Source organism: Corynebacterium sp. UMB0012, assembly GCF_030216265.1.
GTDB lineage: Bacteria > Actinomycetota > Actinomycetes > Mycobacteriales > Mycobacteriaceae > Corynebacterium.
In genome coordinates this window covers 95,355-119,628 of the sequence record NZ_JASOKQ010000005.1, presented here as the reverse complement: position 1 = coordinate 119,628, position 24,274 = coordinate 95,355, and the positions used below count along the sequence as shown (strand labels likewise).

Below are 24,274 nucleotides of genomic sequence, written 5' to 3'. Positions count from 1 at the left end.
GGGGCATATTCTCCCATGACTGGCAAGGTAACTGGTAGCAGCAAGAACATGAAACTCTTCTCTGGGCGTGCACACCCAGAGTTGGCGGAGGCTGTGGCTAAGGAGCTCAAGACTGATCTGGTTCCTACCACCGCCCGCGACTTCGCCAACGGCGAAATCTTCATTCGCTTTGAAGAGTCCGTGCGTGGTGCCGACTGCTTCGTAATGCAGTCTCACACTCAGCCGCTCAACAAGTGGCTAATGGAGCAGCTCATCATGATCGATGCTTTGAAGCGCGGCTCCGCTAAGCGCATCACCGCCATCCTGCCCTTCTACCCATATGCACGCCAGGACAAGAAGCACCTGGGCCGCGAGCCAATTTCCGCCCGCCTGGTGGCAGACCTTCTGCAGACTGCTGGTGCGGACCGCATCGTGTCCGTGGACCTGCACACCGATCAGATCCAGGGCTTCTTCGATGGCCCGGTCGATCACATGCACGCTCAGCCCATCCTGACCGATTACATCAAGTCCAAGTACGCCACCGATAACATCACCGTGGTCTCCCCGGATGCTGGCCGCGTGAAGGTGGCAGAAAAGTGGGCCCACGACTTGGGCGATGCCCCGCTGGCCTTCGTGCACAAGACCCGCTCCAACACTGAGGCTAATAAGACGGTATCCAACCGCGTGGTCGGCGATGTAGAGGGCAAGGACTGCGTGCTTCTCGACGACATGATTGACACCGGTGGCACCATCGCCGGCGCCGTGCGCGTTCTGAAGGACGCCGGTGCGAAGAAGGTCATCATCGCCTGCACCCACGGCGTTTTCTCTGACCCAGCCCGCGAGCGCCTGTCCGAGTGCGGTGCGGAGGAAGTTATCACCACCGATACCCTCCCGCAGTCCACCGAGGGCTGGTCCAACCTCACGGTGCTGTCCATTGCACCGCTATTGGCACAGACCATCCACGAGATCTTTGAGAATGGTTCCGTGACCACCCTTTTCGACCGCGCCTAAGCGCAGGGCCGCCGAGATTTCCCTCGGCGGCTTTTGATTTGCTTCTGGTGCACGTGCTAATCTAACTCAGTCTCGGCGAGGGCGACCTCAGGATGAGGAAGCCGTTATCGACGCGATTGAAGTTAGAGCATGTTGCTTTTTATATACGCCTGCGATGACTCGTCCAAGACGTCCATCGGCAGGCTTTCGTCGTTTTTGTCGCGTTGGCCGCGCCGCACTACTTTAACTAAGGAGAATGAAGCATGGCACAGCGCCCAGTAATTAAGGCTGAAGCACGTACCGAATTTGGCAAGGGTGTCGCACGCCGCCTGCGCCGCGAGTGGAAGGTTCCAGGCGTCATCTACGGTTCCCACCAGGAGCCGGTCCACTTCGCAGTTCCGCTGCTGGACATCCAGTCCCTCGTCCGCAACAACGGCGTCAACGCCGTTCTGGAGCTGGAGATTGACGGCGAGCAGTACCTGACCATGGTTAAGCACGTTGACCAGAACGTCCTGACCTTCGACATCGACCACGTTGACCTGCTGGCTATTAAGCGCGGCGAGAAGGTTGAGGTTGAGGTTCCGCTGACCCTGACCGGCGAGCCGGCCCCAGGCACCATGCACATCCAGGATGCTGACGTACTGCTGGTTGAGGCAGACGTACTGAACATTCCGGAGGAGATCGAGGTTTCCATCGAGGGCCTCGAGGACGGCGCAGTTGTCACCGCTGCCGACATCACCATGCCGGAAGACACCACCCTGGTGGCAGAGGAAGACACCGTTATCGTCTCCATCTCCCTGCCTGAGGTTGATGAGGAGCTCGAGGAAGCAGCCGAGGCTGCTGAGGAAGGCGGCGCTGACGCTGGCGCCGAGTCCGTCGACGAGGGCGCAGAGTCCTCCGACTCCGAGGAGTAATCCCCTCCCCTTCACACGCATAGGCCGCCGTGAGATTCGCTTCTCGCGGCGGCCTTGCCGTTTTTCTCTCTGCCTATGAGACAATTGAGCGCGTGACTCCACTTCTCGTTGTAGGCCTTGGCAACCCCGGCCCCAAGTACGCAGGCACCCGGCACAATATCGGCTTCGATGTGGCAGACGAACTCGCACGAGAGCTCATGAGCAGCTTTTCGGTACACAAAAAGACCAACACCGAAGTCGCTGAGGGCATGGCTGGCGGCCGCAAGATTATCTGTGCAAAGCCACGGTCCTTTATGAACCTCTCCGGCGGGCCGATCAAGGCTTTGGCCCAATACTTTCATCTCACCGCCGCTGACATCATCGTTATCCACGATGAGCTAGAACTCGATTTCGGCACCATTAGGCTCCGCAAAGGTGGCGGCGACCATGGCCACAATGGGTTGCGTTCAACCACAAAGTCCCTGGGTACCAAGGACTACCAGCGCCTTTCGGTAGGAATCGGTCGCCCACCCGGGCGCATGGACCCGGCGTCGTTTGTGCTCAAGCCTTGGGCAAAGCAAGAAAAGGCAGAAATCCCCATCCTTTGCGCCGACGCGGTCGAGGAAATCTTGCGCGTAGGATAGTCGCCATGAAATTGGCTACCCTACGCACTGGCTTTGGCACTTCCGCTATCCGCATCGACGGCGATAACGTGGGCGTTGAGTTGGATTATGAGGACGTGGGCCAGCTGCTGCGCAGCGAGGATTGGTGCAAGGCCGCCCAGCTGTCCGGCGAACCTGTGGTCTTTGACCATGCCGACTTGGAAGCCGTCGTACCAACTCCCGGCAAAGTCATCTGCGTGGGGCTCAATTACGCCAAGCACATCCGCGAGATGGGACGCGAGTTCCCCGAACATCCCACCTTGTTCATCAAGTTCGCCGATGCTCTCACCGGCCCCTATGATGATGTCTTCATTCCCGAGTATGGCACACGGAAGCTGGATTATGAGGGAGAATTGGCGGTCATCATCGGCGAGCGCGCCCACCGCGTCACCCGCGACGAGGCCCTAGATTATGTGGCCGGCTACGCCATCATGAATGACTACACGCTGCGTGACTTCCAGCGCCAAACTAGCCAGTTCCATGCCGGTAAATCCTTTTATCGCACAGCCGGCTTCCGCCCTTGGCTTACCACCGCGGATGAGTGGTCACCGGGGTCCGGAGCTGTCCTCACCACTACCGTAGACGGTGAGGAAAGGCAGCGTGATAATACCGATGACCTCATCTTTTCCGTAGCTGAGCTCATTGAGTTCTGCTCGCAGCTCTATCCGCTCAATCCGGGCGACGTCATCGTTACCGGCACGCCGGAGGGCGTGGGTTTTGCCCGCACCCCGCAGCAATTTATCGAGGACGGCCAGAACGTCACCATCGCCATCGAAGGCTTGGGGCATATTTCTAATACCACCCGCTATGGCGAACCCGGCTGCGGCCCCGGCTGTACTTGTTCCTAAGCTGTGCCGAGGTTCTCACTCCAACGTGGGCGGTAGCGTTTTCATCCCAGCCGCTTGTACCGGTTAAGCTGGATTAATGAGCACAAAAAGCAGTAAAGCCCCTAAGAAACTCAACAAGAAGGCCTACGAAAAGGAGCTCGAACGCCTCCAAGCAGAGCTCGTGGACATGCAGCAGTGGGTCGTTGAAACCGGCGCCCGCGTAGTCATCATCATGGAGGGCCGCGACGCCGCCGGCAAGGGCTCCGCGATCAAGCGCATCACCCAGTACCTCAACCCGCGCACCTGCCGCATCGAGGCGCTGCCCGCTCCCAACTCTCGCGAACAGGGCCAGTGGTACTTCCAGCGCTACGTGGAAAAGCTTCCCACCAAGGGCGAAATCGTCATCTTTGACCGCTCCTGGTACAACCGCGCCGGTGTCGAGCGCGTCATGGGCTTTTGCACCGATCAGGAATATGTCCGCTTCCTGCACCAAGCACCCACCTTTGAGCAGATGCTGGTCGAAGACGGAATCATGCTGCGCAAGTACTGGTTCTCTGTTTCTGATGAGGAGCAGATTAAGCGCTTTGAATCCCGCCGCAACGATCCGCTGCGCCGTTGGAAGCTCTCCCCTATGGATCTGCAGTCCATTACCCGCTGGGAGGACTACTCCCGTGCCAAGGATGCGATGTTCATCCACACCGATACCCCAACCGCGCCGTGGTACACCGTGGAATCAGAAGACAAGAAGCGCTCCCGCATTAACGTCATTTCGCACCTTCTGAGCACCATTCCGTACGAGAAGCTCGAGCGCGAGATGCCGGAAATTCCGCAGCGCCCGGATTCCGATGGCGAAACCTATGAACGCCCTGCCCGCGAAGAGTTCCGCTACGTGCCGGACGTCGCCGCCAAGCTAGAGCGCAAGTCCGAGCAGAAGACGGCAAAGAAGACGTCCAAGAAGGGCAAGAAGAAGGATAAGAAGAAGTAGCAGCACCGGCTGTATTACTATCTTCTTTTATGAGCACTGACACCGTCGCGCAAGCGCGTTTAGGAGATAAAATCCTCACTGCGGTGGCGGTGCTCATTGCGCTATTTTATGTCATTTCTGCCGCGAAGAATCCCAGCATAATTGAGATTATTCAGGCAGGTCTATCGTTGCTATTCCTGCCATTTATGTGGATATGGCGGAGCCGTCCCGTGCTCAGCGCCACGGGCTTTGTTGTGCTGCTCGCGGCATGGGCCGTGGCTTGGATGAGCCAGCTGCCCACCAATCTAGGGCTTACCCCCTGGGCCCTGACTGCACCCATGGCGGTGTATGCCACCTCCCGCTATGTCACGCGCCGCGTTATTCCCCGCACGGTACTGGCTCTAACGAGTCTTGGCTCCTTCATTTCGCCAATCATGTGGCGCATAGATCCGGAGTCTTTCGTTTTGCATTACCAACTGGACCGCCGCTACTTGGCCATGTTGGTCGTGCACTGGGCTGTTTTGGGCACCACCTACTTCGCCGCCGCACGCTACTTCGACTTGGCACGCCAGCGCGAGCGCCTAGCCCAAAAGCGTTTCCACCAAGCCCAAGAGGAAGAGCGATTGCTCATCGCACGAGAGTTGCATGATGTTCTGGCCCATTCCCTAACTTTGATAAAGGTTCAGGCGAATGCTGGAATCATTGCCGGGCGATCAGACGCTAAAGCTGCCGAGGAAGCGCTGGCCAGCATTCGCGATGGTGCAGATTCTGCGTTGGAAGAGGTACGCGGCATCGTCACGGCACTGCGCAGCACTGGTCCCACCACACTGAAGCCAACCACGCAGCTAGAGCACATCGAGGGAATCATCGATGGCTTCCGCGCGGCAGGCTTGGACATTTCGGCCCGCCTGCCGCAAAATTGCGAAGTTCCAGCACTCACGCAGTTGGCACTGGTGCGCATCATTTCTGAAGGCCTAACTAATGCGTTGCGGCATCAAGGAGCCGGTACACGGGTGGAAGTAGAGCTAGTGCTAGCCGACGTCGCCCAGATCGCCCTTAAATCTACCAACCCCTCCCCAACTGCCAGCCAAGTGCCCGGCAGCGGTGTGGGTCTTGTTGGCATTGCAGAACGCGCTCACGCTTTGGGTGGAAATCTAGAAACCCGGGGCGATGCCAAAAAGTTCATCGTGCGCGCCGAGCTACCGTTGCAGAAGGAAAGCCGTGTCTAAGATTCGTGTCCTGCTCGCCGATGACCAAGCGATGCTTGTTGCCGCATTGTCTACCATCCTTAACGCACAGGATGATATTGAGGTCGTGGCCACCGCCAATACCGGCTCAGATGCCGTCACCGCGGCGATGAGCCACCGCATTGATGTAGCCATCCTGGATATCCGAATGCCGGGAATGGACGGTATCGCCGCGGCCCAAGCGATCCTTTCCCGCTTCCCCGAGTGCCGAATCATCATGCTCACCACGTTTAATGAAGAGGAATTGGTAGCTCAATCTATCGCCTCTGGCGCGCATGGGTTCCTCCTCAAAGATGCGGATCCGGAGGTGTTAGCGGGGGCAGTCCGGGACGTCGCCAAGGGCGAATCGGTACTGGCATCCCAGGTGACCGGACCGGTTCTGGAGGCCTATCGCACCGCTCTTACGCGAGGCGAGTTGAGCGCGCAAGAGCGCCAAGGGCTTAGCCTGGTTACCCGGCGCGAGATGGAGGTACTTTCGCTCATCGCCCGAGGGGCCACGAATTCTGAAATCGCCGCCGAGATGGTCATCGCTGAAACGACGGTGAAGACGCACGTCTCTTCGCTCATGTCTAAGCTTGCGGCACGCGATCGCGTGGCGCTGGTGCTGTTGGCCCAACGCGCCGGAATTGCCTAGTCTCCTACTGCGGTCGGAGATATTCACTGCGAAGTCCGTCTTGTGGGCGGAAGATATTCGCGTCCCAGCACGGGAGACTACGCAGTATGAATTATGAAGTCTCCTTTGAGCACGTCTCCAAGTCTTTTGGGCCTCACATGGTTTTGCGCGACGTAGATTTTCGCATCGCGCCTGGTCGCGTCCACGCCTTATTGGGGCGCAATGGCGCCGGAAAATCTACGCTCTTTTCGATCTTTTTAGGCCTGCTCTCCGCCGATTCCGGGATGGTTAAAGTAGATGGCGTTCCCTGGTCTCGTGAAGTCCTCGACCACGTTGGTGCCTCCGTCAACGGCCCTGCCTTTTACGGGCATCTGTCTGCTGCAGCCAATCTTCGCGTACATACTAGATTGCTCGGGATGCCGGAGGCTGAGGTCGACCGCGTGCTCTCCATCGCCGGTCTCAGCGAAGTTGGTTCCAAAAAGGCAGAGTCTTTTTCTACCGGTATGAAGGCACGCCTCGCCTTGGCCCAGGCTCTCCTAGGCGATCCAGAAATCCTTGTGCTGGATGAACCACAAAATGGCCTTGATCCGCAAGGCATTGTAGAACTGCGGAACCTCTTGCAAAAGCTTGCTTCTGTCGGCCACACCGTAATCGTGAGCTCACATCAGCTCGGCGAGGTTGTCCATCTAGCCCAAGACATCACCATCCTTGCTGAGGGTTCCATTCGCTATTCCGGCGCACTGGAGAACTTGGCTCCCAGCGGTCAACTTGAAGCAGAATTTTTCCGCCTGACGTCTCCGGATGGTGAGCGCCATGTTTAAGCGCTACCTTTCCGCCGAGCTCCTGCGCAGCCGCGGTAGCGCGCTGCAATGGCTCCCGCTCCTAGCCATACCGCTCGTGGTGATGACCGTACTATTTTCCTCCTTTGCTTCCTCCACAAAGGACGCTACTGGCGTCTTAGGATGGCAGTCCATGTTCATCACGGGCATGTATGCACCTCTCGTTGCGCTTTTTGCCACTGTTGCCGAACACCGAGAGGCCCGTACCCGGAGCGGCGGAACGCTGTGGCGGCGAGTCAATCCTCACTATGAACAGGCATCCCGCTTTCTTGTCATTCTCACCAGCCTTGCGGCCTTCCTTCTCCTGAATTTCGGAGTTTCCTGGGCAGTGGTCGCACTTCAAGGACGAGCGAACCATCAATTGTTACTAGTAGCTGGAGTCTATTCCTTCCTGGGTGCCATCGGCATCGCCGGTCTCGCCGCAGCGAGTGCACGTCGTTGTGGTCTCGCCGCCGCGCTCGGTGCGGGTATTGTCTGGCAGGTAGTTAGCGTTTTACCGAGCATTGTCGAAGGCAATGCGTGGTGGGCTTTCCCTCCAGCATGGCCGTTGCGGCTATTACTTCCTGCACTGCGCATTCATCAGAATTCCGTTCCTCTCGATCCGGGAGATCCGCTGCTGCAAGAAAGTCCTGTGCCTGCTGCGGTGCTATGTCTCCTTTTGGCGGTAGTCGGTGCCTGCGCAGCAATCCTTACTCCTCGCCGTACACGCCCTCTTTCTCTGCTCCGCCGCGCGGAGGCACCTGCTACTACTGCCGCACCAACTACCGCTGCTGGAACTTGGACCCCCGCAGTTATACCTCGTGCCGCCGCTCGTTCCCGGCTTTTGGGCGCGGTGCGCGGACTTCATCGTGCCGCTTTGAGCCCCGCACTCATCGCCTGCCTAGCTTTAACCGCACTGGCTCTGGTTTTCCTCTCCGCTATCTACTCGCCTAGCTATGTAGAAGGGTTCTTCCTCTTCTTATTGCTACCGGTAGGTGCGGGGATCCTTCCCGTGATGGTGTGGCCCCTTCTCGCGCCCTCGTGGCCTCTCAGTTATATTGAGTCGCGCTATAGCCCAATCGCACTCCTTTTGTGGCTAGTTGGCACTGTTGTGCTCGTGTGTTCTGCCGCATCGCTCGCGATGGTCTGCTCTGGTGGTTCTGCCACGGCCGCAGCAGCACAGTTGCCTCTGGCTGTGGGGGTGGGCTTTGCCATCACAGTAGTTTCCCTAGTTATCGTGCTGCTTTTCGGTATTTTGAGCGCGCTCGCCTTCACTATCGTAGGCACGATAGTCTCCGTAACCCTCGGCGGTGATGTACTAGCCAAGACCTTCTTGTGGCTCCTTGCCTTTCCAGTGTGGCCGATGAATGCCGATTCTCCTGGACGCTACACCGTCGCGGCGCTTTTGACGTTGTTGATTGCTGTCGCTGGTTCATGGGCATCCGCACGGTTACTACGGACTACTGCTCTGCGGCCCACAGGGTAGAAACGCTACAAAGCAGCCACGATATCCGGCACTTCGGTCCGTTTTGAGTCAACAACGCGGCCGCAATATCGGCCCAGCACCGGGACACAAGGATAAAACGGCAAAAGCCCGCGGAAACCGCGGGCTAGAGCTAGGTGAACTTAGAGCTCAGAAGGAGATACGCGCTTCGGCAGAACAACCGGGCGGGTGTGCGCCAGCTCTTCTACGATGCGTACTACCTGGTTGGAGTAACCATACTCGTTGTCATACCACACGTACAGCACCAGGTGCTTGCCGGAGGCGATGGTAGCAACGCCGTCGACGATGCCGGCGTGGGTATTGCCGATGAAGTCAGAGGAAACAACCTCTGGAGAGGCAATGTAGGAAATCTGCTGGCGCAGGTCGGAGTGCAAAGAGACATTGCGCAGGAAGTCGTTGACCTCATCGCGCTCTACTTCCTTGGACAGCTCGAGGTTGAGCACGGCCATGGACACGTCCGGGGTAGGAACGCGGATGGCGTTGCCGGTGAGCTTGCCCTCAAATTCCGGCAGAGCCTTAGCCACAGCCTTGGCTGCGCCGGTAGCGGTAAGCACCATGTTCAGGCCTGCAGCGCGGCCGCGACGATCGCCCTTGTGGTAGTTATCGATGAGGTTCTGGTCATTGGTGAATGAGTGCGCGGTCTCCACGTGGCCGTGGTTTACACCGTAGCGGTCATTGATGACCTTGAGAACAGGGGTAATGCCGTTGGTGGTGCAGGATGCAGCGGAGAGAATCTGATCCTCATCGCTGATGTTGTCGTTATTGATGCCGTAGACGATGTTCTTGATATCGCCCTTGCCCGGTGCGGTCAGCAGCACGCGGGAGATGCCCTTGGCCTTGAGGTGCTGAGACAGACCCTCGCGGTCGCGCCATGCGCCAGTGTTGTCCACCAAGATGGCATTATTGATGCCATAGGAGGTGTAATCGATCTCGGCGGGATCATTGGCATAGATCATCTGGATCTTGGTGCCGTTAGCCCAGATAACCTCGTTTTCCTCGTCCACAGAGATGGTGCCGTTGAACGCACCGTGAACGGAATCGCGGCGCAGCAAGGAAGCGCGCTTGAGAATGTCACCGTCGCCCTTCTTGCGCAGGACGATGCCGCGCAGGCGAACGCCACCGTATGCTGCCTCGCGGGCGACGAGCAGGCGGGCCAGCAGACGTCCGATGCGGCCGAAGCCGTAGAGGACGACGTCAGTGGTCTCTAGGTCAACGCCAGCACCGACGATCTCGCACAGCTCGCCTTCCAAGTACATGCGGAGGTTTTCCTCGTTGGATTCCTCCCACCCGAGGACCAAGCGGCCGAGGTCCACACTAGCGGCACCCAGATTCATGTCTGCCAATTCCACCAGGATAGGCAGGGTCTCCGCCGTGGACAGGTGGCGCTGCGCAATGCGGCGGCCGTAGCGATGAGACTTGATGATGTCGATATCGGTCTGTCCCACCAGTGGGCGGCCGAAGATGGTGGTGACAACGTTATTGTTGCGGTGCAGCTGGTGGATGAGCGGAATCATCTGCTGCGCCAGCTCGAGGCGCTCGTTCCAATCATCATGGCCAACATGTGCGTTCGCAGTCACGTAATTCATTCCTTTTCTGTCACGGGGGTGGCATTAAATCTTCAAACATAAATATTAGCGCTTACTAGTGTGGGTTTTGGCATAGATCGTTCAGGATGTTGGCCACAGTACCCCCGTTAATTTTTGCCACGTCGGTACCTACGAGGCAGTAAGCTACGGCATCATCGTGCTGCGCACGGCGTTCCTTAAGCACAGGGTTCAAGAGCGGATAAACCGGTGGAAGGTTGGGGTGACTGCGGGTGTACTGAGTTTCTAGTCCACGAGCAAAGCGGCCCGAGAAAGCACGGGTAGACACGGTTTGCCCACCACGGCGCAGTAGCTGCCGGTTGTAGTCACTCGTTCCTGCTTCTTCGGTGAGCAAGAATGCGGAACCACAGGAACATGCGGCGACGCCATCCCAGGACATAGCGGTGGCTATATCGTCTGCGGTGCGCAGACCGCCGGCGGCAATGAGGGGAACTTCTGGGGCTGCGGTATGCACGTCGGACACCAATTCCTCCAAGTCCCGAGAATCGGGAGTCGCGGCTAAGTCCCAGGTTCCGCGATGGCCGCCGGCGGCTGGGCCTTGGACGCAGAGCACGTCGACGCCCCGACGTGTGGCGGCGGTTGCCTCCGCAGAAGTGGTGACGGTGGTCCAGGCCTCTGCGCCCGCGGCGTGGATTCGCTCTATCTGTTCAGGTGTGAAGGTGCCAAACATAGACCACACCACGCGGGCACCGCCGCGCAACGCTAGGTCCAGCTTCTCTTCAAAGCCAAAGGAGTAATCGGGATCAGGTAATGGCTGGTTTTCTGCTTGCGCCAGCTCGCGTGCGGCGGCGCGTTGCGCCCCGGAAAGCGGCTGTTGTGGGCAAAAGAGGTTTACCCCAAACGGAATGCCGGCACACTGGTCAATCTGTATGCGGGCAGTGTCTATGCTGGCAGAGCCCACACCTAAGGTGCCAAAAGAGCCGGCGGCATGGGCGGCGCGCACTAGTTCCGGGGTGGTGGGACCGCCGGCCATGGGCGCGGGGATTACGCTACGGGAAAGAGAGCTTATAACCTGACTCATACCACCCCACCCTACCGAGAGAGGAAGCTAGTGCAGTGGCAGCTTTAGGAGATTTTTTCGCGCGGTTCTTTGGCTCGAAGAATAAACCCACACCAGGCCTCAATCCGGACGAGCTAGAGGCGGAGTGGCTTATTGTGGGCTTGGGCAATCCCGGCGCAAAGTATGCCGCTACCCGCCACAATGTGGGCTATATGGCCATCGATGATCTATTAGCCGCAGACGGAGACGTGCTTGAGCCGGTACGTGGGATGGATGTGCAGGTCGCGCCACTTAGCTGGGCGGGGCAGAAAGTACTTGCCGTGCGTTCAGGAACCTTTATGAATCTTTCTGGCGATCCAGTAGCGCCGCTGGCACAGCAGCTAGGAATCGCCCCAGATCACATCATTGTTCTCCACGATGAGCTGGACCTTCCGGCCAATAGGATCCGGATCAAGCAGGGCGGAAATGAAAATGGGCACAACGGACTCAAGTCGCTCACGGAGCGCTTGGGCACCCGCGACTATCTGCGTGTGCGCATTGGTATTGCCCGACCACCCAAGGGATCGTCCATTCCGGATTACGTATTGGGCCCCGTGGATGCGGGCGCCGGCTTTGATGACGCCATCGCCACCGCGGCCGAGGCCGCCCGCCTCATCGTGACAGACGGGTTAGGCAAAGCCCAGAACCAGATCCACTCGCGCTAGCACTGGGAAAATTTTTCTAGGGCCTGGGGGCTGCCGGCGGCGACGATGAAATCGGTGGGGGTGAGCTCGGTGGCGTCGGCAAGCGGGGCCCACTCCCCTTCCGCGCGGCGCACAGAGACCAATTGCACGCGGTGCGTGCGCCAGATGGCAGAAAGGTCGAGCGGCCGGCCCACCAATGAACTAGGAACGGCCATCTGGGTCACGCCATAATCAGTGGCAATCTCTGCAAAATCACGGAAACGCCCGCCCAACAGATAAGCCACGCGGCGGCCAGTATCACGCTCTGGCCGGATGACATGGTGGGTACCAATCTGGCTGAGAATACGCGCATGTGCCTCCGAATCAGCCTTGGCCCAGATGTCTTTGACCCCCAACTCCACCAGATTGGACGCGGTGAGGATGGAATCTTCCAAATGGGAGCCGATGGCGACAATGACGCGCTCGACCTCCTCCACGCCCAGCTGGCGCAAGGCCTCTGGGTCAGTGGTATCGGCCGCAATGCTCTCCGTGAGGTAGGGAGCTTCTTCGCGCACGCGCTTTTCGCTGGAATCGATGCCGAGGACCTCAACGCCATTGGCCATCAGCTCATGAGCAAGCGAAGAACCAAATCGGCCTAACCCAATAACGACGACGGGTGGAATATCGATGCCGGCGCGGGAGCGTCCCAACGCCTTGAGAATATTAGCCAAGGAACGGCCTTTCTTCGGGGAAGCTATAGCGCCGGCTAACGGATTTCGCCGCCAGCGCTGCTACCAAGGTGGTTGGGCCAATGCGACCCAAGTACATGATGAGGCATAGCACAATCTGCGAGGGCGCAGACAGGCTTGCGGTAATTCCGGTGGACAAGCCCACCGTAGCGAAAGCGGAGAGCACTTCAAAGGACACTTGATCACCGCTAAACTCCGGATCGAAAAAGCGCAGCGCCGCCACGCCCAGCGTGACTACCATGACCCCGGCAAAGCTCAGCGCCAGCGCCTGGCGGGTCACCGACCGCGGAAGGCTACGGTGCCCAATGGTGGTGGTTTCCCGGCCCGTAAATTCTGCTGCCATGGCTGCCAAGAGCACGCAAGCGGTGGTGACTTTAATGCCGCCGGCCGTACCGGCCGAGCCACCACCGATGAACATCAAAATATCGGTGCCCATCAGTGTAATGGGGTGTGCCTGGCCATAATCGATGGCATTAAACCCCGCCGTGCGCGGAGAAGCGCCGGCAAAGAAAGAGTTGAGCAACTTATCCCCCAGCGACATCGAGGACAAAAGCCCGGTCCACTCCATGCACGCGAAAAAGACGCCGCCGGCGAGCAAGAGCACCATTGTGGCCGTTAGGGTCATGCGGGCGGTAATGGAAATGCGGTGGACCACATGGCGATCGCGGCGTACCAACCGCGCCAACTCCGCCCACACCGGAAAACCTAAACCGCCACCAATCAATGCGGCGGCCAAGGGCAGCAAAATCCAGGCATCAGAAACAAAGGGCACCAGGTTATCGCTATTGGTGCTAAACCCCGCATTGTTAAACGCAGAAACCGCATGGAAGATGCCCTCCCATACTGCGAGCGGAAAGGAATGCCCATAGCCAATCATCAAGCGCGCAGCCACAATGACGGCGATGATGGTCTCAGCCACCGCGGTAAATGCGAAGGTAAAAATCAGCGTCTTGCGGATACCACCAGGGGCGATAGGGCGCCCCTCATAAGCGCCGGTTTTGCGAGCCTTAAAGCTAATCCGGCCGGTAAATAGCAGGCCAGATAGCGAGGCGAGCGACATGATGCCTAGGCCGCCAAGTTGAATCAGCGCCAAGATGACGACCTGGCCAGCTGGGCTCCAGAAGCTACCGGTATCCACCACGATAAGCCCGGTCAGCGATACCGCAGACGTGGCGGTAAAAAGGGCAGACAGGAAGGAAGCGCGGGCGGTGCCGGCCTCTGCGAACGGCAGCATGAGCAAAACCGTTCCCACCAGAATCAGCAAGAGGAAGCCAGCCGCGGTCAATCGCGCCGGGCCCCACTGCCGTATGGAAAGCAAGTGTTTCACCAGCGGAAGTATAGACCTGCTTAAGGCGCAGGGAAACTGCTGGCCGGTGCTGCCCTCGGTGGGCGGTTAGGATTGGTGCTATGACTTCGCCAAATAGCACTGCCAAGACCATTGTGATTACCGGCGCATCCGGCGGGTTGGGGGCCGCGGCTGCTCGTCAGTTGCACCGCACCCGGCCACAAGACAACCTGGTTATCGTCGGCCGCAATCCGGAAAAGACCCGCGCGGTGGCCGAGGAAGTCGACGGCCAGTACTTCCTGGCGGATTTTGAATCCCTGGGCCAAGTTCGCCGCTTGGCACAGGACTTGGAGGGCCTGGAGCATATCCACGCCTTGGGCAATAATGCCGGCGGCATTTTTGACGGCCCCTCCACCACCGCCGATGGATTTGAGCGCACCTGGCAGGTCAACGTGGTGGCGCCCTTTCTCTTAACCTCGTTGCTGCGAGACAAGCTGCGCGCGGATAACGCGAACGTGGTTCAGACCGCTTCCCTAGCCAATTTCCTTATGTCTAAATTCGACCTCAGCGATCCCACTACGCTGGAGCACTTCAGCCCCGAGCGCGCCTACGGCAACGCCAAGCTGGGCGATATCCTGCTCACCCGTTATTTTGATGCCCACGGGCTTTCCGCGGTGTCCTTCCACCCCGGCGTGCTTGCCACTGATTTTTCCAAGTCTTCTACTGGCCTAATGTCCAAGATGTATTCCGGGCTGATTGGCAAGACCTTTGGCACGCCTGCAGACGGCGGCGATAACCTCGCCTACTTTTTGACCGGCACCGAGGGAATCCACTTTGAATCCGGCGAATACTACAACGACAAGCGCAAACCAGGCCTCCAGCGCCCCATTGCGAAGAAGCTGTCGGTGGCTCGCCGCGTCTTTGATGATTTGGGGCGCCGCCTCAATGTGGAGTGGTAGCGCGAAACCACTAGACTATGCCGCATGAGTTCTGTCGCTTCTGAGGCCTCGCGCCGCCGCACGTTTGCCGTTATCGCCCACCCGGATGCTGGTAAGTCCACGCTGACGGAGGCGCTGGCGCTGCACGCACACGTTATTAATGAGGCCGGCGCGGTCCACGGCAAGGGCAACCGCAAGTCCACCGTGTCTGACTGGATGGATATGGAAAAGGACCGCGGTATTTCCGTGGCTTCCTCGGCGCTGCAGTTCGAATATGCACCGGAGGGCCACGAGGGCGAGCCCTACATGATCAATCTGGTCGATACCCCGGGCCACGCGGACTTCTCGGAGGATACCTACCGCGTGCTCACCGCGGTGGATGCGGCAGTCATGCTTATCGACGCCGCCAAGGGCCTCGAGCCCCAGACCCTCAAACTCTTCCGCGTGTGCAAGGCCCGCGGCCTGCCTATCATTACCGTCATCAATAAGTGGGACCGCGTGGGCCGCGAGCCCCTAGAGCTTGTCGACGAAATTGTCAACGAAATCCAACTGCAGCCCACCCCACTGTACTGGCCGGTAGGCATTGCCGGTGACTTCCGCGGCCTGGCACACATCAACGATGATGGCGAGGCCGATGAGTATATCCACTTCATCCGCACCGCCGGTGGTTCTACCATCGCCCCAGAGGAACACTTTGCTCCGGATGCCGCCGGGGAGAAGGAAGAAGAGGTGTGGGAGACCGCAGTCGAGGAAGCCGAGCTCCTTGCCGCCGATGGTGCCCTGCACGACCAGGAGCTTTTTGAACAGTGCGTGACCTCCCCACTCATTTTTGCTTCCGCGATGCTGAACTTTGGTGTGCACCAGATTTTGGACACCCTGTGCGCCATTGCCCCGGCTCCGCACTCGCGCGACTCCGATCCGAAGGCAGTTGAGGCTGCCACCGGCGCCATTGATGAAGTCCGCGAGGTCAGCGATGACTTCTCTGGCGTCGTCTTCAAGGTCCAGGCAGGCATGGACCAAAAGCACCGCGATAATCTGGCCTTTATGCGCGTGGTATCCGGTGAATTCGAGCGCGGCATGCAGGTCAACCACGCCCAGTCCGGCCGCAGCTTTTCCACCAAGTACGCCCTGACTGTCTTTGGTCGCACGCGCGATACCGTGGATACCGCCTATCCGGGCGATATCGTAGGCTTGGTCAACGCCGGCTCGCTTGCCCCTGGTGACACCATCTATTCCGGCAAGAAGGTGCAATTCAAGCCCATGCCGCAGTTCGCGCCAGAGGCCTTCCGCATTCTGCGCGCGAAGTCGCTGGGCAAGTACAAGGCCTTCCGTAAGGGGCTGGAGCAGCTGGCAGCCGAGGGCGTGGTCCAGATTCTCAAGAACGAGGCGCGTGGCGATGCTTCCCCGGTCATGGCGGCGGTGGGCCCCATGCAGTTCGAGGTCATGCAGGCCCGCATGGAGTTCGAATACAACGTGGAAACCGTCACCGAGCCTATTCCCTATTCCGTGGCTCGCCGCACCGATGCCGAATCCGCCCCAGAGCTCGGCCGTCAGCGTGGCGTGGAAATCTTTACCCGCCAAGATGGCGAGCTCATCGCGCTCTTTGGCGATAAGTGGAAGCTCGCCTTCATTGAGAAGGAACACCCAGAGCTCACTATGGAAACCCTCGTGGCGGATTAGAAACCACACAGGTCCACATAGCAGAGAAAAAGGCCCCTTCCCGTTCTGGGAAGCGGCCTTTTCCGTTGCGTGTTAAACCATCAACATCACAGGGACAACGGCAATCTTGACCACCTGCCCCACCACAATGGTGGCCGCATAACCGGTCATGATGCGCGAGTCGGAGCTCAGCCCCGTGGCGTAATTGACCACGGCCGGCTGAGCAAAGATGCCAGAAAGTCCGCCAGAGGTACGGGTTTCGGACTGACCCATGAAGCGATTCGCTACAGCGAATAGGACCGAAACCACCACGGTGACAATGGCGGCGAGGATCATGCACTTCAGACCCATCCAGGAGAAGGCGGTGGACAAGAATGCCTCGCTGGATGAGAGGCCCACAGACGCCAAGAAGATGACGAGGCCCCACTGCTGGAAGGCGGTATTAATGGAAGCCGGAACCTGCCATGGAATGCGGCGGGTGCGGTGCAGCGCACCGAGGATAAGACCGGTAATCAGCGGGCCGAGCGCGAAGCCCAGCTCGAAAGAAGCACCACCTGGCATCGGTACCACGACCTGGCCCAGCAGGTAGCCCAAGAACAGGCCACCGCCCAACGCTACCCAGTTCAGCTCGGAGTAGGACTTAATGGAGTCGCCGAAGTAATCCTGGATATCGCCCAAGCGGTCAAACTTCACGATGAGCTCGAGGGTATCGCCGGAAGCCAGGTGAGTTTCATTATTGGCCAAGAATTCCTCATCGCCGCGCTGCACGCGCACGATGCGACCGCCATAGCGGGAGAACAGGTTGAGCTCCCCAACGGTGCGGCCGGCAATATCTTGGTTAGAAATAGCCACGGTTTCGATGACCAGGCGCTTATCCACGAACGGAGTTTGCGGCTGGCGCTTGCCCAACATCTGGGTGAGTTCGCGGGCCTTGGCCTTGGTGACCATCACGCGCAGGATATCGCCCTTGTGCAATTCGGGGCGATCGCCGGCAACCCGGACCTTATTACCGCGGCGAATGGTAGCGATAACAAAGTGATCCTTGAACTGTTCTTCCAAATCATCGTAGTTCACGTCTTTGGTAACGCGAATGGTGCGGGAGCGGAAGATCTTGGAGGCAGAATTGTCCTTATCGTGCTTGGCGGGCCAATTCTGCTTGAGCAGGAATGCCACGACCAAAATGGCCACCGCCACACCCACGGGATAGCCCAGCGAGTAGCCCACGGCGGGTAGCTCTTCACCGGTTTGTTGCTGGGCAACTGCCAGCGACGGCGTCGAGGTCGTGGCGCCGGCAAATACACCAACGGAAGCCAAGGTATCCAGCCCCAGCATGCCACCAAAGAGGATGGCTGCGCCCGCGGCCACCACAATCGCAATGGTCGCCGTGAGCATGTGCTTCATCTGCTTGGAAAAGCCCTTGAAGAAGCGCTCACCGGCGGACAGACCTTGCATATAAATAAAGAGTCCCAAGCCCAGCTCTTGCAGGGAGCTTAAGATGTCTTTATCTAGGTCAATAAACGAGCCGAAGGCCAAGCCCACAAACAGCGTGCCTGCCGCGCCAAAGCGCAGCGGACCGAAGGGGATCATGCCAAATAGCGTGCCGAGCAGCACTATGAAAAAGATGCTCAGCCATATATTTCCATCAAAAATTGCTAACACGCTGGAATATTTTAGGCATTTTCCCCCAAAATTCCACGTGAAAGGCACATTCTTTAACGACCACCAATGGCATCGCTACTGCTTAGACCCTTTTCGTCAGGGGCCACCCACCTCCAGCAGCGGCACATCTCACAGCTAACGCCCATAGTGAACTAATCGAGGAGGAATTCCTTCCACCGTGGCCACTCCGTGTAGGTCTGGGCTTTCCCTGCCTGATAGTTCGCCCGCAGCTTGTGTACGTTGCGTTCGGTGGAGGCCACCTGCATATCTTCCGGGAAAAATAAATGCGCCTTCCCTTGGCGCTCCAACTCCAAAAGCCGATCTTTGGCTGCGTTATAGAGGGCGGGGCGGGCTATAAGGGCGTCGGCAATAGCGGGGTACCTGCGGAAGATGCGGCGGACGAAGGCTGGGCGCGCAACCTCCGGGCGCACATACCCGCGCGGCTTAGTACCAATAAACAGAAACTTCTCGTATCCGGCCTCTTCTGCTTGCGCAATGGTAATGCCACCGGAAGAGCCCAAAGCACCGTCCACGTACGGCGCGCCGTCGATAAATCGCATCGGCATAATCAGCGGCAGCGTGGAGGAAGCGCGCACGCGCACGAAGAGATCTTCCGGGGTGTGGATGTCCTGGCGAGTCCAGTAAACAGACTCGCCGGTATCGGCGCGCGCTGCAGCAAGCACCATATCGGCCGGATGCTCGCAGTAGGACTGCCAATCAAAGGGCAAATCCCTGTCTGCTGCGCGCTCATAGATGTACTCGGCATTGAAATACCCGGTGCCACGCACCAGCGAACCCACGCCACCGAAGCTAGGGTTTTTAGCAAAGTCCGTAAAAGACTCTTCGGCGCGGCGGGCATCGCGCGACAAGTAATTAACGGTGTGCGATGCCCCGGCAGAGACGCCGCCTACCCAGCCAAAGTCCACGCCTTCTTCGATGAGTTTGACCATACAGGCGGCAGTATAGGAATTGCGCATGCCGCCGCCTTCAATAACGAGTGCGGTGTTACTGGCGTCAATCATGGTGCCCCATACTACGCTGGGCCCAATGAAGCGCATTTTCCGACAATTGCTCGCGGACGAAGAAGGCACCTTCGATATCGAAACCGGCCAGCAGCCCCGCACCGGGTTCGCCTATAACCCCACCGGGAAGGTGCTCCTGCGGGTGACGGAGCCTACCCCAGCCGCGGTGAGCAAAGCCTTGGCCTTAGCCAAGGAACACGGCGCGCGGTATCTCGGCACATGGCGCCAGCCCGATGGTCCACTCGTCTTCCTCGCCACGGCCGTAACCCACGATGAATCTGTGGCCCGCGAGCGCGTTGCCGCCACCGGGCAGCGTGCGTACTTCGACTTGGAGCGCTGCCGCACCATCACCGTGAGCGCTCACTAGACTGGGCTCCCATGGGATTTAAAGATGCACTTGCCCGGCTGACCGGCGCGCAGTCCCCACGCCTGGCCCGCCCAGATTCCGCGGCGCTCACCTCCCACATTGACCGGCTGGAAATCCACACCGCAGGGCCGCTTATCATCGTCGTTACTGACCAGCCCGGCGCCGAGGTACTGCGCGAAGTAGCCCGCGCCCGCGAGTCAGCTACGCTGGATTCTCCCACCACGACGGTGCATTTTCCCGCCGTAAAAAAGGAAGCCTTGCCCATCAAAGATCCTCGGCACGGCTGGGTCATACCGATGACGCCCGCGCTTGCCGACGCCCTCGTAGACAACCTCCCCTACCCCGGCGACTACGAGCTTTCCCCCGCCGTAGCCGTGGTGGTGGAATAGTTTCCTGAAAGGACTGACATGCTGCTTTTGCCTTATTCTGGAAAGAAGCCGCGCATCCACCGCAGTGCGTGGATTGCACCCACTGCCACCATCATTGGCGATGTAGAAATCGGCCCGGATTCCTCCGTGTTTTATGGCAGTGTCCTGCGCGGCGACGTGGGCGCGATTCGCATTGGTGCTAGGTGCAATATTCAGGACAATTGCGTCTTCCACGTAGAAGAGGACACGCCGTGCGTACTAGAAGATGATGTCACGGTGGGACACATGGCGATGGTCCATGCCGCGCATGTGGAGGCCGGTTCCCTGGTGGGTATGTCCTCTTCGCTGCTCTCGCGCTGCACTATTGGCACCGGCTCACTCATCGCGGCAGGCGCTGTGGTACTGGAAGGAACCACCATTGCGCCGCGGAGCCTTGCCGCCGGCGTGCCAGCCAAGGTCCGCCGCGAGCTCAGCCCAGAGGAATCGCAAGCCTTCATTCCGCATGCTGCTCGCTACGTGGACTGCGCGCGCAGCCAATCCGATGCGGCTTTGAGCCTGGATGAGGTCACCTTTGATTAAAGGGAAAGCACGCCCATGAGGATGAGGAAGACCGCCACGAGGTAGCCGCCAAAGAGCGCCACCTGGGTGCTATTGGCGCGCGCCGCGGCAAAAAGACGGCCGGCAGCCGATTCGGGATGGGCGCGCACCACCGCAATAAAAAGGCCACAGATAGTGGGCAGGGACAGGGCAAGGCTGGCGTACCACACCAAGCCGCCGTACTGAGCGGCCGGAGCAATATCTTCGGTAGCCAAGTGCATAAGCCCGTAATAAAACGGCACCGAGGTCAGCGATTGCACCACACCCATTACGAAGCCGATGAGTGCGGTAATCGGTGATGGCGTCCGCAGCGGCTCTAGCAGCCGATTGACTAAGGCATTGGGCTGCCCATTAGATCGCCATGATCCGAAAGCCACCGCAATGCCCACTGCTACAAGGACCCAGCCAGCAATGGGTGAGCTCAAAATGGCCTCAATTTGGTCTTTGACTCCTAGCAACAAAAACATCACCACTGCCGCTGCGACGAGCACCCCGACCCAATCTCCTATTACCACCAATGCAGCAATGCGCCGATACTTACCGCGGGGCAAAATGATGCCGATGGCCACAAGGATGCCAATAAGTAAGGCATTGACGGAATCCAGAAGGGCGAAACTAACGGCGTGGAGCATGCCGGACAGTCTACCGCCCCATACCGCCATCGCCGATACACCCGAGGGCACAAGCCGTATATCTCACGAGCAGCTTCCTATTGCCCACCACACACGTCTTTGCACACATTCCGCAATTTTGCGTACACTATGCAATGTTTCGCACGGGGTGCAGATTTTTCCCCGCGGATTCCATATTCACTGTCACCCGCGCGCAAAGCATTGCACGCATACTGCACAAGAAAGCACATTTTTATGTCTAAATTCCTCTACCGGCTAGGCAGCTGGTCCTACCGCAAGGTGTGGCCATTCCTCGCCTTTTGGCTCATCGTCTTGGTGGCCATGGCGGGACTTACCGCCGGCTTTGCCAAGTCCCCGAACCCTAATTTCTCCATGCCGGAGATGGATTCCACGACCACCCAAGACAAAATGATGGAGCGCTTCGGCCAAGATACCGATGCCATGAGTGCTCCCGAAGGCACGGTGGTCATCCAAGCACCGGAGGGCAAAGACCTCACCGATAAACAGGTAGCCGGCAAGGTAGATGACCTCCTTAGCGAGCTCAAAGACACTGGCGCGCTCAAGGCCCAGGACAAACTGGTCAGCCCGGTGATGGCTGCAGCCGGCATGGAAAAGCAAATGGGCGAAAAGATGAAGGCCCAGCACATGCCGGAGGAGCAGATTCAAAAGAACCTGCAACAGCTCTCCCCGCTCAGCGAGGACAAAACTACCGGTACCGTCACTATTACCTTCAACGCCAACGAAGTCATGGACATCCCAGAAGAGGACATGACCAAGGTCACGGACGTCCTCAACAAGTACGACGAGGGCGAGCTCACCGTGAAGTACCAGGGCAACGCCTTTAGCTCCGCGGGCCAAGAGATGGGTGGCAGCGCCGAGATGATCGGCCTCATCGTCGCCGCAATCGTGCTGCTGATTACCTTCGGTTCCTTCGTAGCCGCTGGTATGCCGCTAATTTCCGCCATCATCGGCGTGGGCATCGGCATCCTCGGCGTACAGGTATCCACGGTCTTTACGGATACCGTTTCCGATATGACCCCGACGTTGGCCTCCATGATTGGCCTGGCCGTCGGCATCGATTACGCGCTGTTTATTGTCAACCGCTTCCGCAACGAGCTCATCACCTCCTCTGGCCTCAACGATCTTTCGCCAAAGGAACTGGCCCAAGAGCTCAAGAAGATGGATAAGGCCACCCGTGCCCACGCCATGGGCATGGCGCTGGGCACCGCGGGCGGTTCCGTTGTCTTCGCCGGCACCACCGTGGTCATCGCCTTGGCCGCGCTGACCATTATCGGCATCCCGTTCCTGGGCACCATGGCCATCGCCGCCGCGGCAACAGTGATCATCGCCGTATTGGTTGCCAATACTTTCATTCCCGCCCTGCTGGGACTTTTGGGCACCAAGATCTTCGCCGGCCGCGTGCCTGGCCCCAAGGTTCCAGACCCAGAAGACGAAAAGCCCACCATGGGTCTGCGCTGGGTTCGCCGCGTGCGTGCCCACCCGTGGCTGCACCTTATCGCGGGCGTCGTTGTGCTGGGCATCCTGGCCGTACCATTTGCCCAGCTGCGCCTGGCCATGCCCACCGATGGCACCGCAAAGCCCGGCACCCCGCAGCGCGAGGCCTATGAGATCACGGCAGACGCCTTTGGCCCTGGCCGCAATGCGCCGATGATCGCGTTCGTTGATGTGGCCGACGTCCCTGAGCAGGACCGCATGCCGGCCTTTCAGGAACTGCTGCAAGAATTCAATGACAACGACGGCGTAGAAAACGCCCAGATCGTGCAGACCACTGACAACGGTGATGCTGCGCAGATCATGATCACGCCTACCACCGGCGCAACCGATGAGGAAACCACCGAAACCCTTAACCACTTGCGCGATTACCAGGGTGAGTTTGAAAAGACCGGCGGTTCCTACGGCATTACCGGTATCACCCCGATCTTCGATGACATTTCTGAGCGCCTCAATAACGTGCTTATCCCATACGTAGCCATCGTGCTGGGCCTGGCCTTCATCGTCTTGATGCTGGTCTTCCGCTCCATTTGGGTACCGCTCATCGCTGCTGCTGGATTCGCGCTTTCGATGACTGCCACCTTCGGCATCACCGTGGCCATTTGGCAAGAAGGCATGTTCGGCATCGTCGACGACCCACAGCCGCTGCTTTCCTTCCTGCCCATCATGCTCATCGGCCTGACCTTCGGCCTGGCTATGGACTACCAGGTCTTCTTGGTCACCCGCATGCGCGAGGGCTTTGTCAATGGCAAGACGGCTGGCAACGCCACCTCCAATGGCTTTAAGCACGGCGCCCGCGTGGTCACAGCGGCGGCCCTTATTATGATTTCTGTCTTTGCCGCCTTCATCTTGATGGACGAGCCATTCATCAAGACCATGGGCTTTGCCTTGGCTACGGGAGTGCTTATCGATGCCTTCGTGGTCCGCATGATGATCATTCCCGCTACCATGTTTGTGCTAGATAAGAAGGCATGGTGGTTCCCGCGCTGGTTGGATAAGATCACGCCAAACATGGACATCGAAGGTGAGGCCTTGCACTCTGACCGCGAGGAACTCCTGCGCGCACAACGAGAGAAGGTAGGCGAGACACACCGTGGCTAGTCTGCGCGAAGAAAAGAAGCGGGCTACGCGTCAGGCCATGGCCGATGCGGCAGCGCGCCTCGTCCTCGACGGTGGCGCCGAAGCCGCCACGATCTCCGGCATCACCGCGGCCGTCGGGGTCTCCCCGCGCACCTTTCACAACTACTTCTCCTCCGTGGCAGATGCGCTACTGTCCTTTAGCACCGATGTGCTTGCCAAGTTTTCCAAGGAAGTACCCACTGTCTTTCCTAATTCATCCATTTCTGAATTCCTCGAACAGGTAACGCTCGATGCCACCGAAAACGAGGGCAAAGAGCTACATTCTTTTACCTCTCCTTTCACCATTGGCGAGGCTTTAGAAAACTTGAGCCATACCTCGAAAAAGCGCCAACAATTCCAAGTCGTAGCTGACCAAGTTTTGGAAGCTTTCCACCAACGCGTCCCGGATAAGTCGCGCTTTGAGATCGCGGTCATTCTCCAAGCGTGTGCGGGTGCCAGTGCGATGAGCATGAAAGAAATCCACCGCCGCTCCCAGGCCGAAGAATCACTGGACGCTCACACAAAGCATGAGATAGTTCGCACAGCCTTTGCCACCGTGCGCGCCATCGACTAGCTAGCCTAATGGGCGCTTTAATCCGTATGC

The 24,274-nt window shown here is 58.8% G+C and carries 24 protein-coding genes; 17 read left to right on the top strand and 7 right to left on the bottom strand.

From position 1 onward, the window contains the following. Positions 1–15 precede the first annotated feature (15 nt). The 9 genes from QP324_RS04090 to QP324_RS04050 all read left to right on the top strand — a co-directional run bounded on the left by QP324_RS04090 (position 16) and on the right by QP324_RS04050 (position 8,479). Positions 16–990, top strand: a complete 975-nt coding sequence (locus tag QP324_RS04090; RefSeq protein ID WP_239277820.1) for a ribose-phosphate diphosphokinase — start codon at positions 16–18, stop codon at positions 988–990. A gap of 242 nt (positions 991–1,232) precedes the next feature. After that, positions 1,233–1,883 (top strand): 50S ribosomal protein L25/general stress protein Ctc, encoded by a 651-nt coding sequence (locus tag QP324_RS04085; RefSeq protein WP_284766898.1) that lies wholly within the window; start codon positions 1,233–1,235, stop codon positions 1,881–1,883. Positions 1,884–1,975: 92 nt separating this feature from the next. Next, positions 1,976–2,506, top strand: a complete 531-nt coding sequence (pth, locus tag QP324_RS04080; RefSeq protein WP_284814619.1) for an aminoacyl-tRNA hydrolase — start codon at positions 1,976–1,978, stop codon at positions 2,504–2,506. A 5-nt stretch (positions 2,507–2,511) separates the two neighbouring features. Further along, on the top strand, positions 2,512–3,372 hold the full coding sequence (locus QP324_RS04075; RefSeq protein WP_284814616.1) for a fumarylacetoacetate hydrolase family protein: 861 nt from the start codon (positions 2,512–2,514) through the stop codon (positions 3,370–3,372). 76 nt (positions 3,373–3,448) lie between these two features. Beyond that, complete coding sequence (ppk2, locus tag QP324_RS04070; protein ID WP_204609688.1) at positions 3,449–4,336, top strand: polyphosphate kinase 2; 888 nt, start codon at positions 3,449–3,451, stop codon at positions 4,334–4,336. A 29-nt stretch (positions 4,337–4,365) separates the two neighbouring features. After that, a complete protein-coding gene (locus QP324_RS04065; RefSeq protein WP_284814613.1) occupies positions 4,366–5,544 on the top strand; it encodes a sensor histidine kinase in 1,179 nt (392 codons plus the stop codon). After that, a complete protein-coding gene (locus QP324_RS04060; RefSeq protein WP_284814612.1) occupies positions 5,537–6,196 on the top strand; it encodes a response regulator transcription factor in 660 nt (219 codons plus the stop codon). The genes QP324_RS04065 and QP324_RS04060 overlap by 8 nt, the downstream gene beginning before the upstream one ends. 86 nt (positions 6,197–6,282) lie before the next feature. After that, on the top strand, positions 6,283–6,996 hold the full coding sequence (locus QP324_RS04055; RefSeq protein WP_284814610.1) for an ATP-binding cassette domain-containing protein: 714 nt from the start codon (positions 6,283–6,285) through the stop codon (positions 6,994–6,996). Further along, entirely contained in the window at positions 6,989–8,479 is a 1,491-nt protein-coding gene (locus QP324_RS04050; RefSeq protein ID WP_284814609.1) for a hypothetical protein, read from the top strand. Before QP324_RS04055 ends, QP324_RS04050 begins: the two co-directional genes overlap by 8 nt. A gap of 140 nt (positions 8,480–8,619) precedes the next feature. Here the strand turns inward: QP324_RS04050 and QP324_RS04045 are convergent, their stop codons facing one another. Together QP324_RS04045 and QP324_RS04040 are read right to left on the bottom strand one after the other, a co-directional pair. Further along, positions 8,620–10,083, bottom strand: coding sequence for a glyceraldehyde-3-phosphate dehydrogenase (locus QP324_RS04045; protein WP_284766890.1), 1,464 nt, complete (start codon positions 10,081–10,083; stop codon positions 8,620–8,622). Between the two features lie 55 nt (positions 10,084–10,138). After that, on the bottom strand, positions 10,139–11,122 hold the full coding sequence (locus QP324_RS04040) for a nitronate monooxygenase (RefSeq protein WP_284814607.1): 984 nt from the start codon (positions 11,120–11,122) through the stop codon (positions 10,139–10,141). A 35-nt stretch (positions 11,123–11,157) separates the two neighbouring features. Here QP324_RS04040 and pth (QP324_RS04035) point away from each other — a divergent pair, with 35 nt between their 5' ends. Further along, positions 11,158–11,805 (top strand): aminoacyl-tRNA hydrolase, encoded by a 648-nt coding sequence (gene pth / locus QP324_RS04035; protein WP_049379103.1) that lies wholly within the window; start codon positions 11,158–11,160, stop codon positions 11,803–11,805. Here the strand turns inward: pth (QP324_RS04035) and QP324_RS04030 are convergent. Both QP324_RS04030 and QP324_RS04025 read right to left on the bottom strand, forming a co-directional pair. Then, positions 11,802–12,494, bottom strand: a complete 693-nt coding sequence (locus QP324_RS04030; RefSeq protein WP_239273894.1) for a TrkA family potassium uptake protein — start codon at positions 12,492–12,494, stop codon at positions 11,802–11,804. The two genes, pth (QP324_RS04035) and QP324_RS04030, sit on opposite strands and share 4 nt — an antisense overlap. After that, positions 12,487–13,839 (bottom strand): TrkH family potassium uptake protein, encoded by a 1,353-nt coding sequence (locus tag QP324_RS04025; RefSeq protein WP_284814605.1) that lies wholly within the window; start codon positions 13,837–13,839, stop codon positions 12,487–12,489. Before QP324_RS04025 ends, QP324_RS04030 begins: the two co-directional genes overlap by 8 nt. A gap of 80 nt (positions 13,840–13,919) precedes the next feature. Here QP324_RS04025 and QP324_RS04020 point away from each other — a divergent pair, with 80 nt between their 5' ends. Both QP324_RS04020 and QP324_RS04015 read left to right on the top strand, forming a co-directional pair. Then, on the top strand, positions 13,920–14,756 hold the full coding sequence (locus tag QP324_RS04020) for an SDR family NAD(P)-dependent oxidoreductase (protein ID WP_284814604.1): 837 nt from the start codon (positions 13,920–13,922) through the stop codon (positions 14,754–14,756). A 24-nt stretch (positions 14,757–14,780) separates the two neighbouring features. Continuing rightward, complete coding sequence (locus tag QP324_RS04015; RefSeq protein ID WP_284814603.1) at positions 14,781–16,415, top strand: peptide chain release factor 3; 1,635 nt, start codon at positions 14,781–14,783, stop codon at positions 16,413–16,415. 72 nt (positions 16,416–16,487) lie between these two features. On the opposite strand, the gene QP324_RS04010 is transcribed toward QP324_RS04015, so the two are convergent. Both QP324_RS04010 and QP324_RS04005 read right to left on the bottom strand, forming a co-directional pair. Further along, positions 16,488–18,053 (bottom strand): TrkA C-terminal domain-containing protein, encoded by a 1,566-nt coding sequence (locus QP324_RS04010; RefSeq protein WP_284791851.1) that lies wholly within the window; start codon positions 18,051–18,053, stop codon positions 16,488–16,490. A gap of 152 nt (positions 18,054–18,205) precedes the next feature. Next, a complete protein-coding gene (locus QP324_RS04005; RefSeq protein ID WP_239277802.1) occupies positions 18,206–19,075 on the bottom strand; it encodes a patatin family protein in 870 nt (289 codons plus the stop codon). A gap of 25 nt (positions 19,076–19,100) precedes the next feature. Between QP324_RS04005 and QP324_RS04000 the strand changes: the two genes are divergently transcribed. The 3 genes from QP324_RS04000 to QP324_RS03990 are packed head-to-tail and all read left to right on the top strand — an operon-like array spanning position 19,101 to position 20,389. Further along, positions 19,101–19,442 carry a hypothetical protein gene (locus QP324_RS04000; protein ID WP_225747272.1) on the top strand — a complete coding sequence of 114 codons (342 nt, stop codon included), beginning with the start codon at positions 19,101–19,103 and terminating at the stop codon, positions 19,440–19,442. 11 nt (positions 19,443–19,453) lie between these two features. Further along, on the top strand, positions 19,454–19,831 hold the full coding sequence (locus QP324_RS03995) for a hypothetical protein (protein WP_284814601.1): 378 nt from the start codon (positions 19,454–19,456) through the stop codon (positions 19,829–19,831). Positions 19,832–19,849: 18 nt separating this feature from the next. Beyond that, on the top strand, positions 19,850–20,389 hold the full coding sequence (locus tag QP324_RS03990; RefSeq protein ID WP_239277800.1) for a gamma carbonic anhydrase family protein: 540 nt from the start codon (positions 19,850–19,852) through the stop codon (positions 20,387–20,389). On the opposite strand, the gene QP324_RS03985 is transcribed toward QP324_RS03990, so the two are convergent. Next, on the bottom strand, positions 20,386–21,039 hold the full coding sequence (locus tag QP324_RS03985; RefSeq protein WP_284814597.1) for a hypothetical protein: 654 nt from the start codon (positions 21,037–21,039) through the stop codon (positions 20,386–20,388). The two genes, QP324_RS03990 and QP324_RS03985, sit on opposite strands and share 4 nt — an antisense overlap. A 234-nt stretch (positions 21,040–21,273) precedes the next feature. Between QP324_RS03985 and QP324_RS03980 the strand changes: the two genes are divergently transcribed. Next, positions 21,274–23,652, top strand: coding sequence for an MMPL family transporter (locus tag QP324_RS03980; protein ID WP_284814595.1), 2,379 nt, complete (start codon positions 21,274–21,276; stop codon positions 23,650–23,652). Continuing rightward, positions 23,645–24,244 (top strand): TetR/AcrR family transcriptional regulator, encoded by a 600-nt coding sequence (locus QP324_RS03975; protein ID WP_239277796.1) that lies wholly within the window; start codon positions 23,645–23,647, stop codon positions 24,242–24,244. The genes QP324_RS03980 and QP324_RS03975 overlap by 8 nt, the downstream gene beginning before the upstream one ends. The last annotated feature ends 30 nt before the right edge of the window (positions 24,245–24,274 follow it).

Bases quoted from the DNA above. Each gene is read 5' to 3' on its own strand.
- QP324_RS04090 (WP_239277820.1), top strand. From the start codon at position 16: ATGACTGGCAAGGTAACTGGTAGCAGCAAGAACATGAAACTCTTCTCT.
- QP324_RS04085 (WP_284766898.1), top strand. From the start codon at position 1,233: ATGGCACAGCGCCCAGTAATTAAGGCTGAAGCACGTACCGAATTTGGC.
- QP324_RS04075 (WP_284814616.1), top strand. From the start codon at position 2,512: ATGAAATTGGCTACCCTACGCACTGGCTTTGGCACTTCCGCTATCCGC.
- ppk2 (WP_204609688.1), top strand. From the start codon at position 3,449: ATGAGCACAAAAAGCAGTAAAGCCCCTAAGAAACTCAACAAGAAGGCC.
- QP324_RS04065 (WP_284814613.1), top strand. From the start codon at position 4,366: ATGAGCACTGACACCGTCGCGCAAGCGCGTTTAGGAGATAAAATCCTC.
- QP324_RS04055 (WP_284814610.1), top strand. From the start codon at position 6,283: ATGAATTATGAAGTCTCCTTTGAGCACGTCTCCAAGTCTTTTGGGCCT.
- QP324_RS04050 (WP_284814609.1), top strand. From the start codon at position 6,989: ATGTTTAAGCGCTACCTTTCCGCCGAGCTCCTGCGCAGCCGCGGTAGC.
- QP324_RS04045 (WP_284766890.1), bottom strand. From the start codon at position 10,083: ATGAATTACGTGACTGCGAACGCACATGTTGGCCATGATGATTGGAAC.
- QP324_RS04040 (WP_284814607.1), bottom strand. From the start codon at position 11,122: ATGAGTCAGGTTATAAGCTCTCTTTCCCGTAGCGTAATCCCCGCGCCC.
- QP324_RS04020 (WP_284814604.1), top strand. From the start codon at position 13,920: ATGACTTCGCCAAATAGCACTGCCAAGACCATTGTGATTACCGGCGCA.
- QP324_RS04015 (WP_284814603.1), top strand. From the start codon at position 14,781: ATGAGTTCTGTCGCTTCTGAGGCCTCGCGCCGCCGCACGTTTGCCGTT.
- QP324_RS04005 (WP_239277802.1), bottom strand. From the start codon at position 19,075: ATGATTGACGCCAGTAACACCGCACTCGTTATTGAAGGCGGCGGCATG.
- QP324_RS04000 (WP_225747272.1), top strand. From the start codon at position 19,101: ATGAAGCGCATTTTCCGACAATTGCTCGCGGACGAAGAAGGCACCTTC.
- QP324_RS03995 (WP_284814601.1), top strand. From the start codon at position 19,454: ATGGGATTTAAAGATGCACTTGCCCGGCTGACCGGCGCGCAGTCCCCA.
- QP324_RS03990 (WP_239277800.1), top strand. From the start codon at position 19,850: ATGCTGCTTTTGCCTTATTCTGGAAAGAAGCCGCGCATCCACCGCAGT.
- QP324_RS03985 (WP_284814597.1), bottom strand. From the start codon at position 21,039: ATGCTCCACGCCGTTAGTTTCGCCCTTCTGGATTCCGTCAATGCCTTA.
- QP324_RS03980 (WP_284814595.1), top strand. From the start codon at position 21,274: ATGTCTAAATTCCTCTACCGGCTAGGCAGCTGGTCCTACCGCAAGGTG.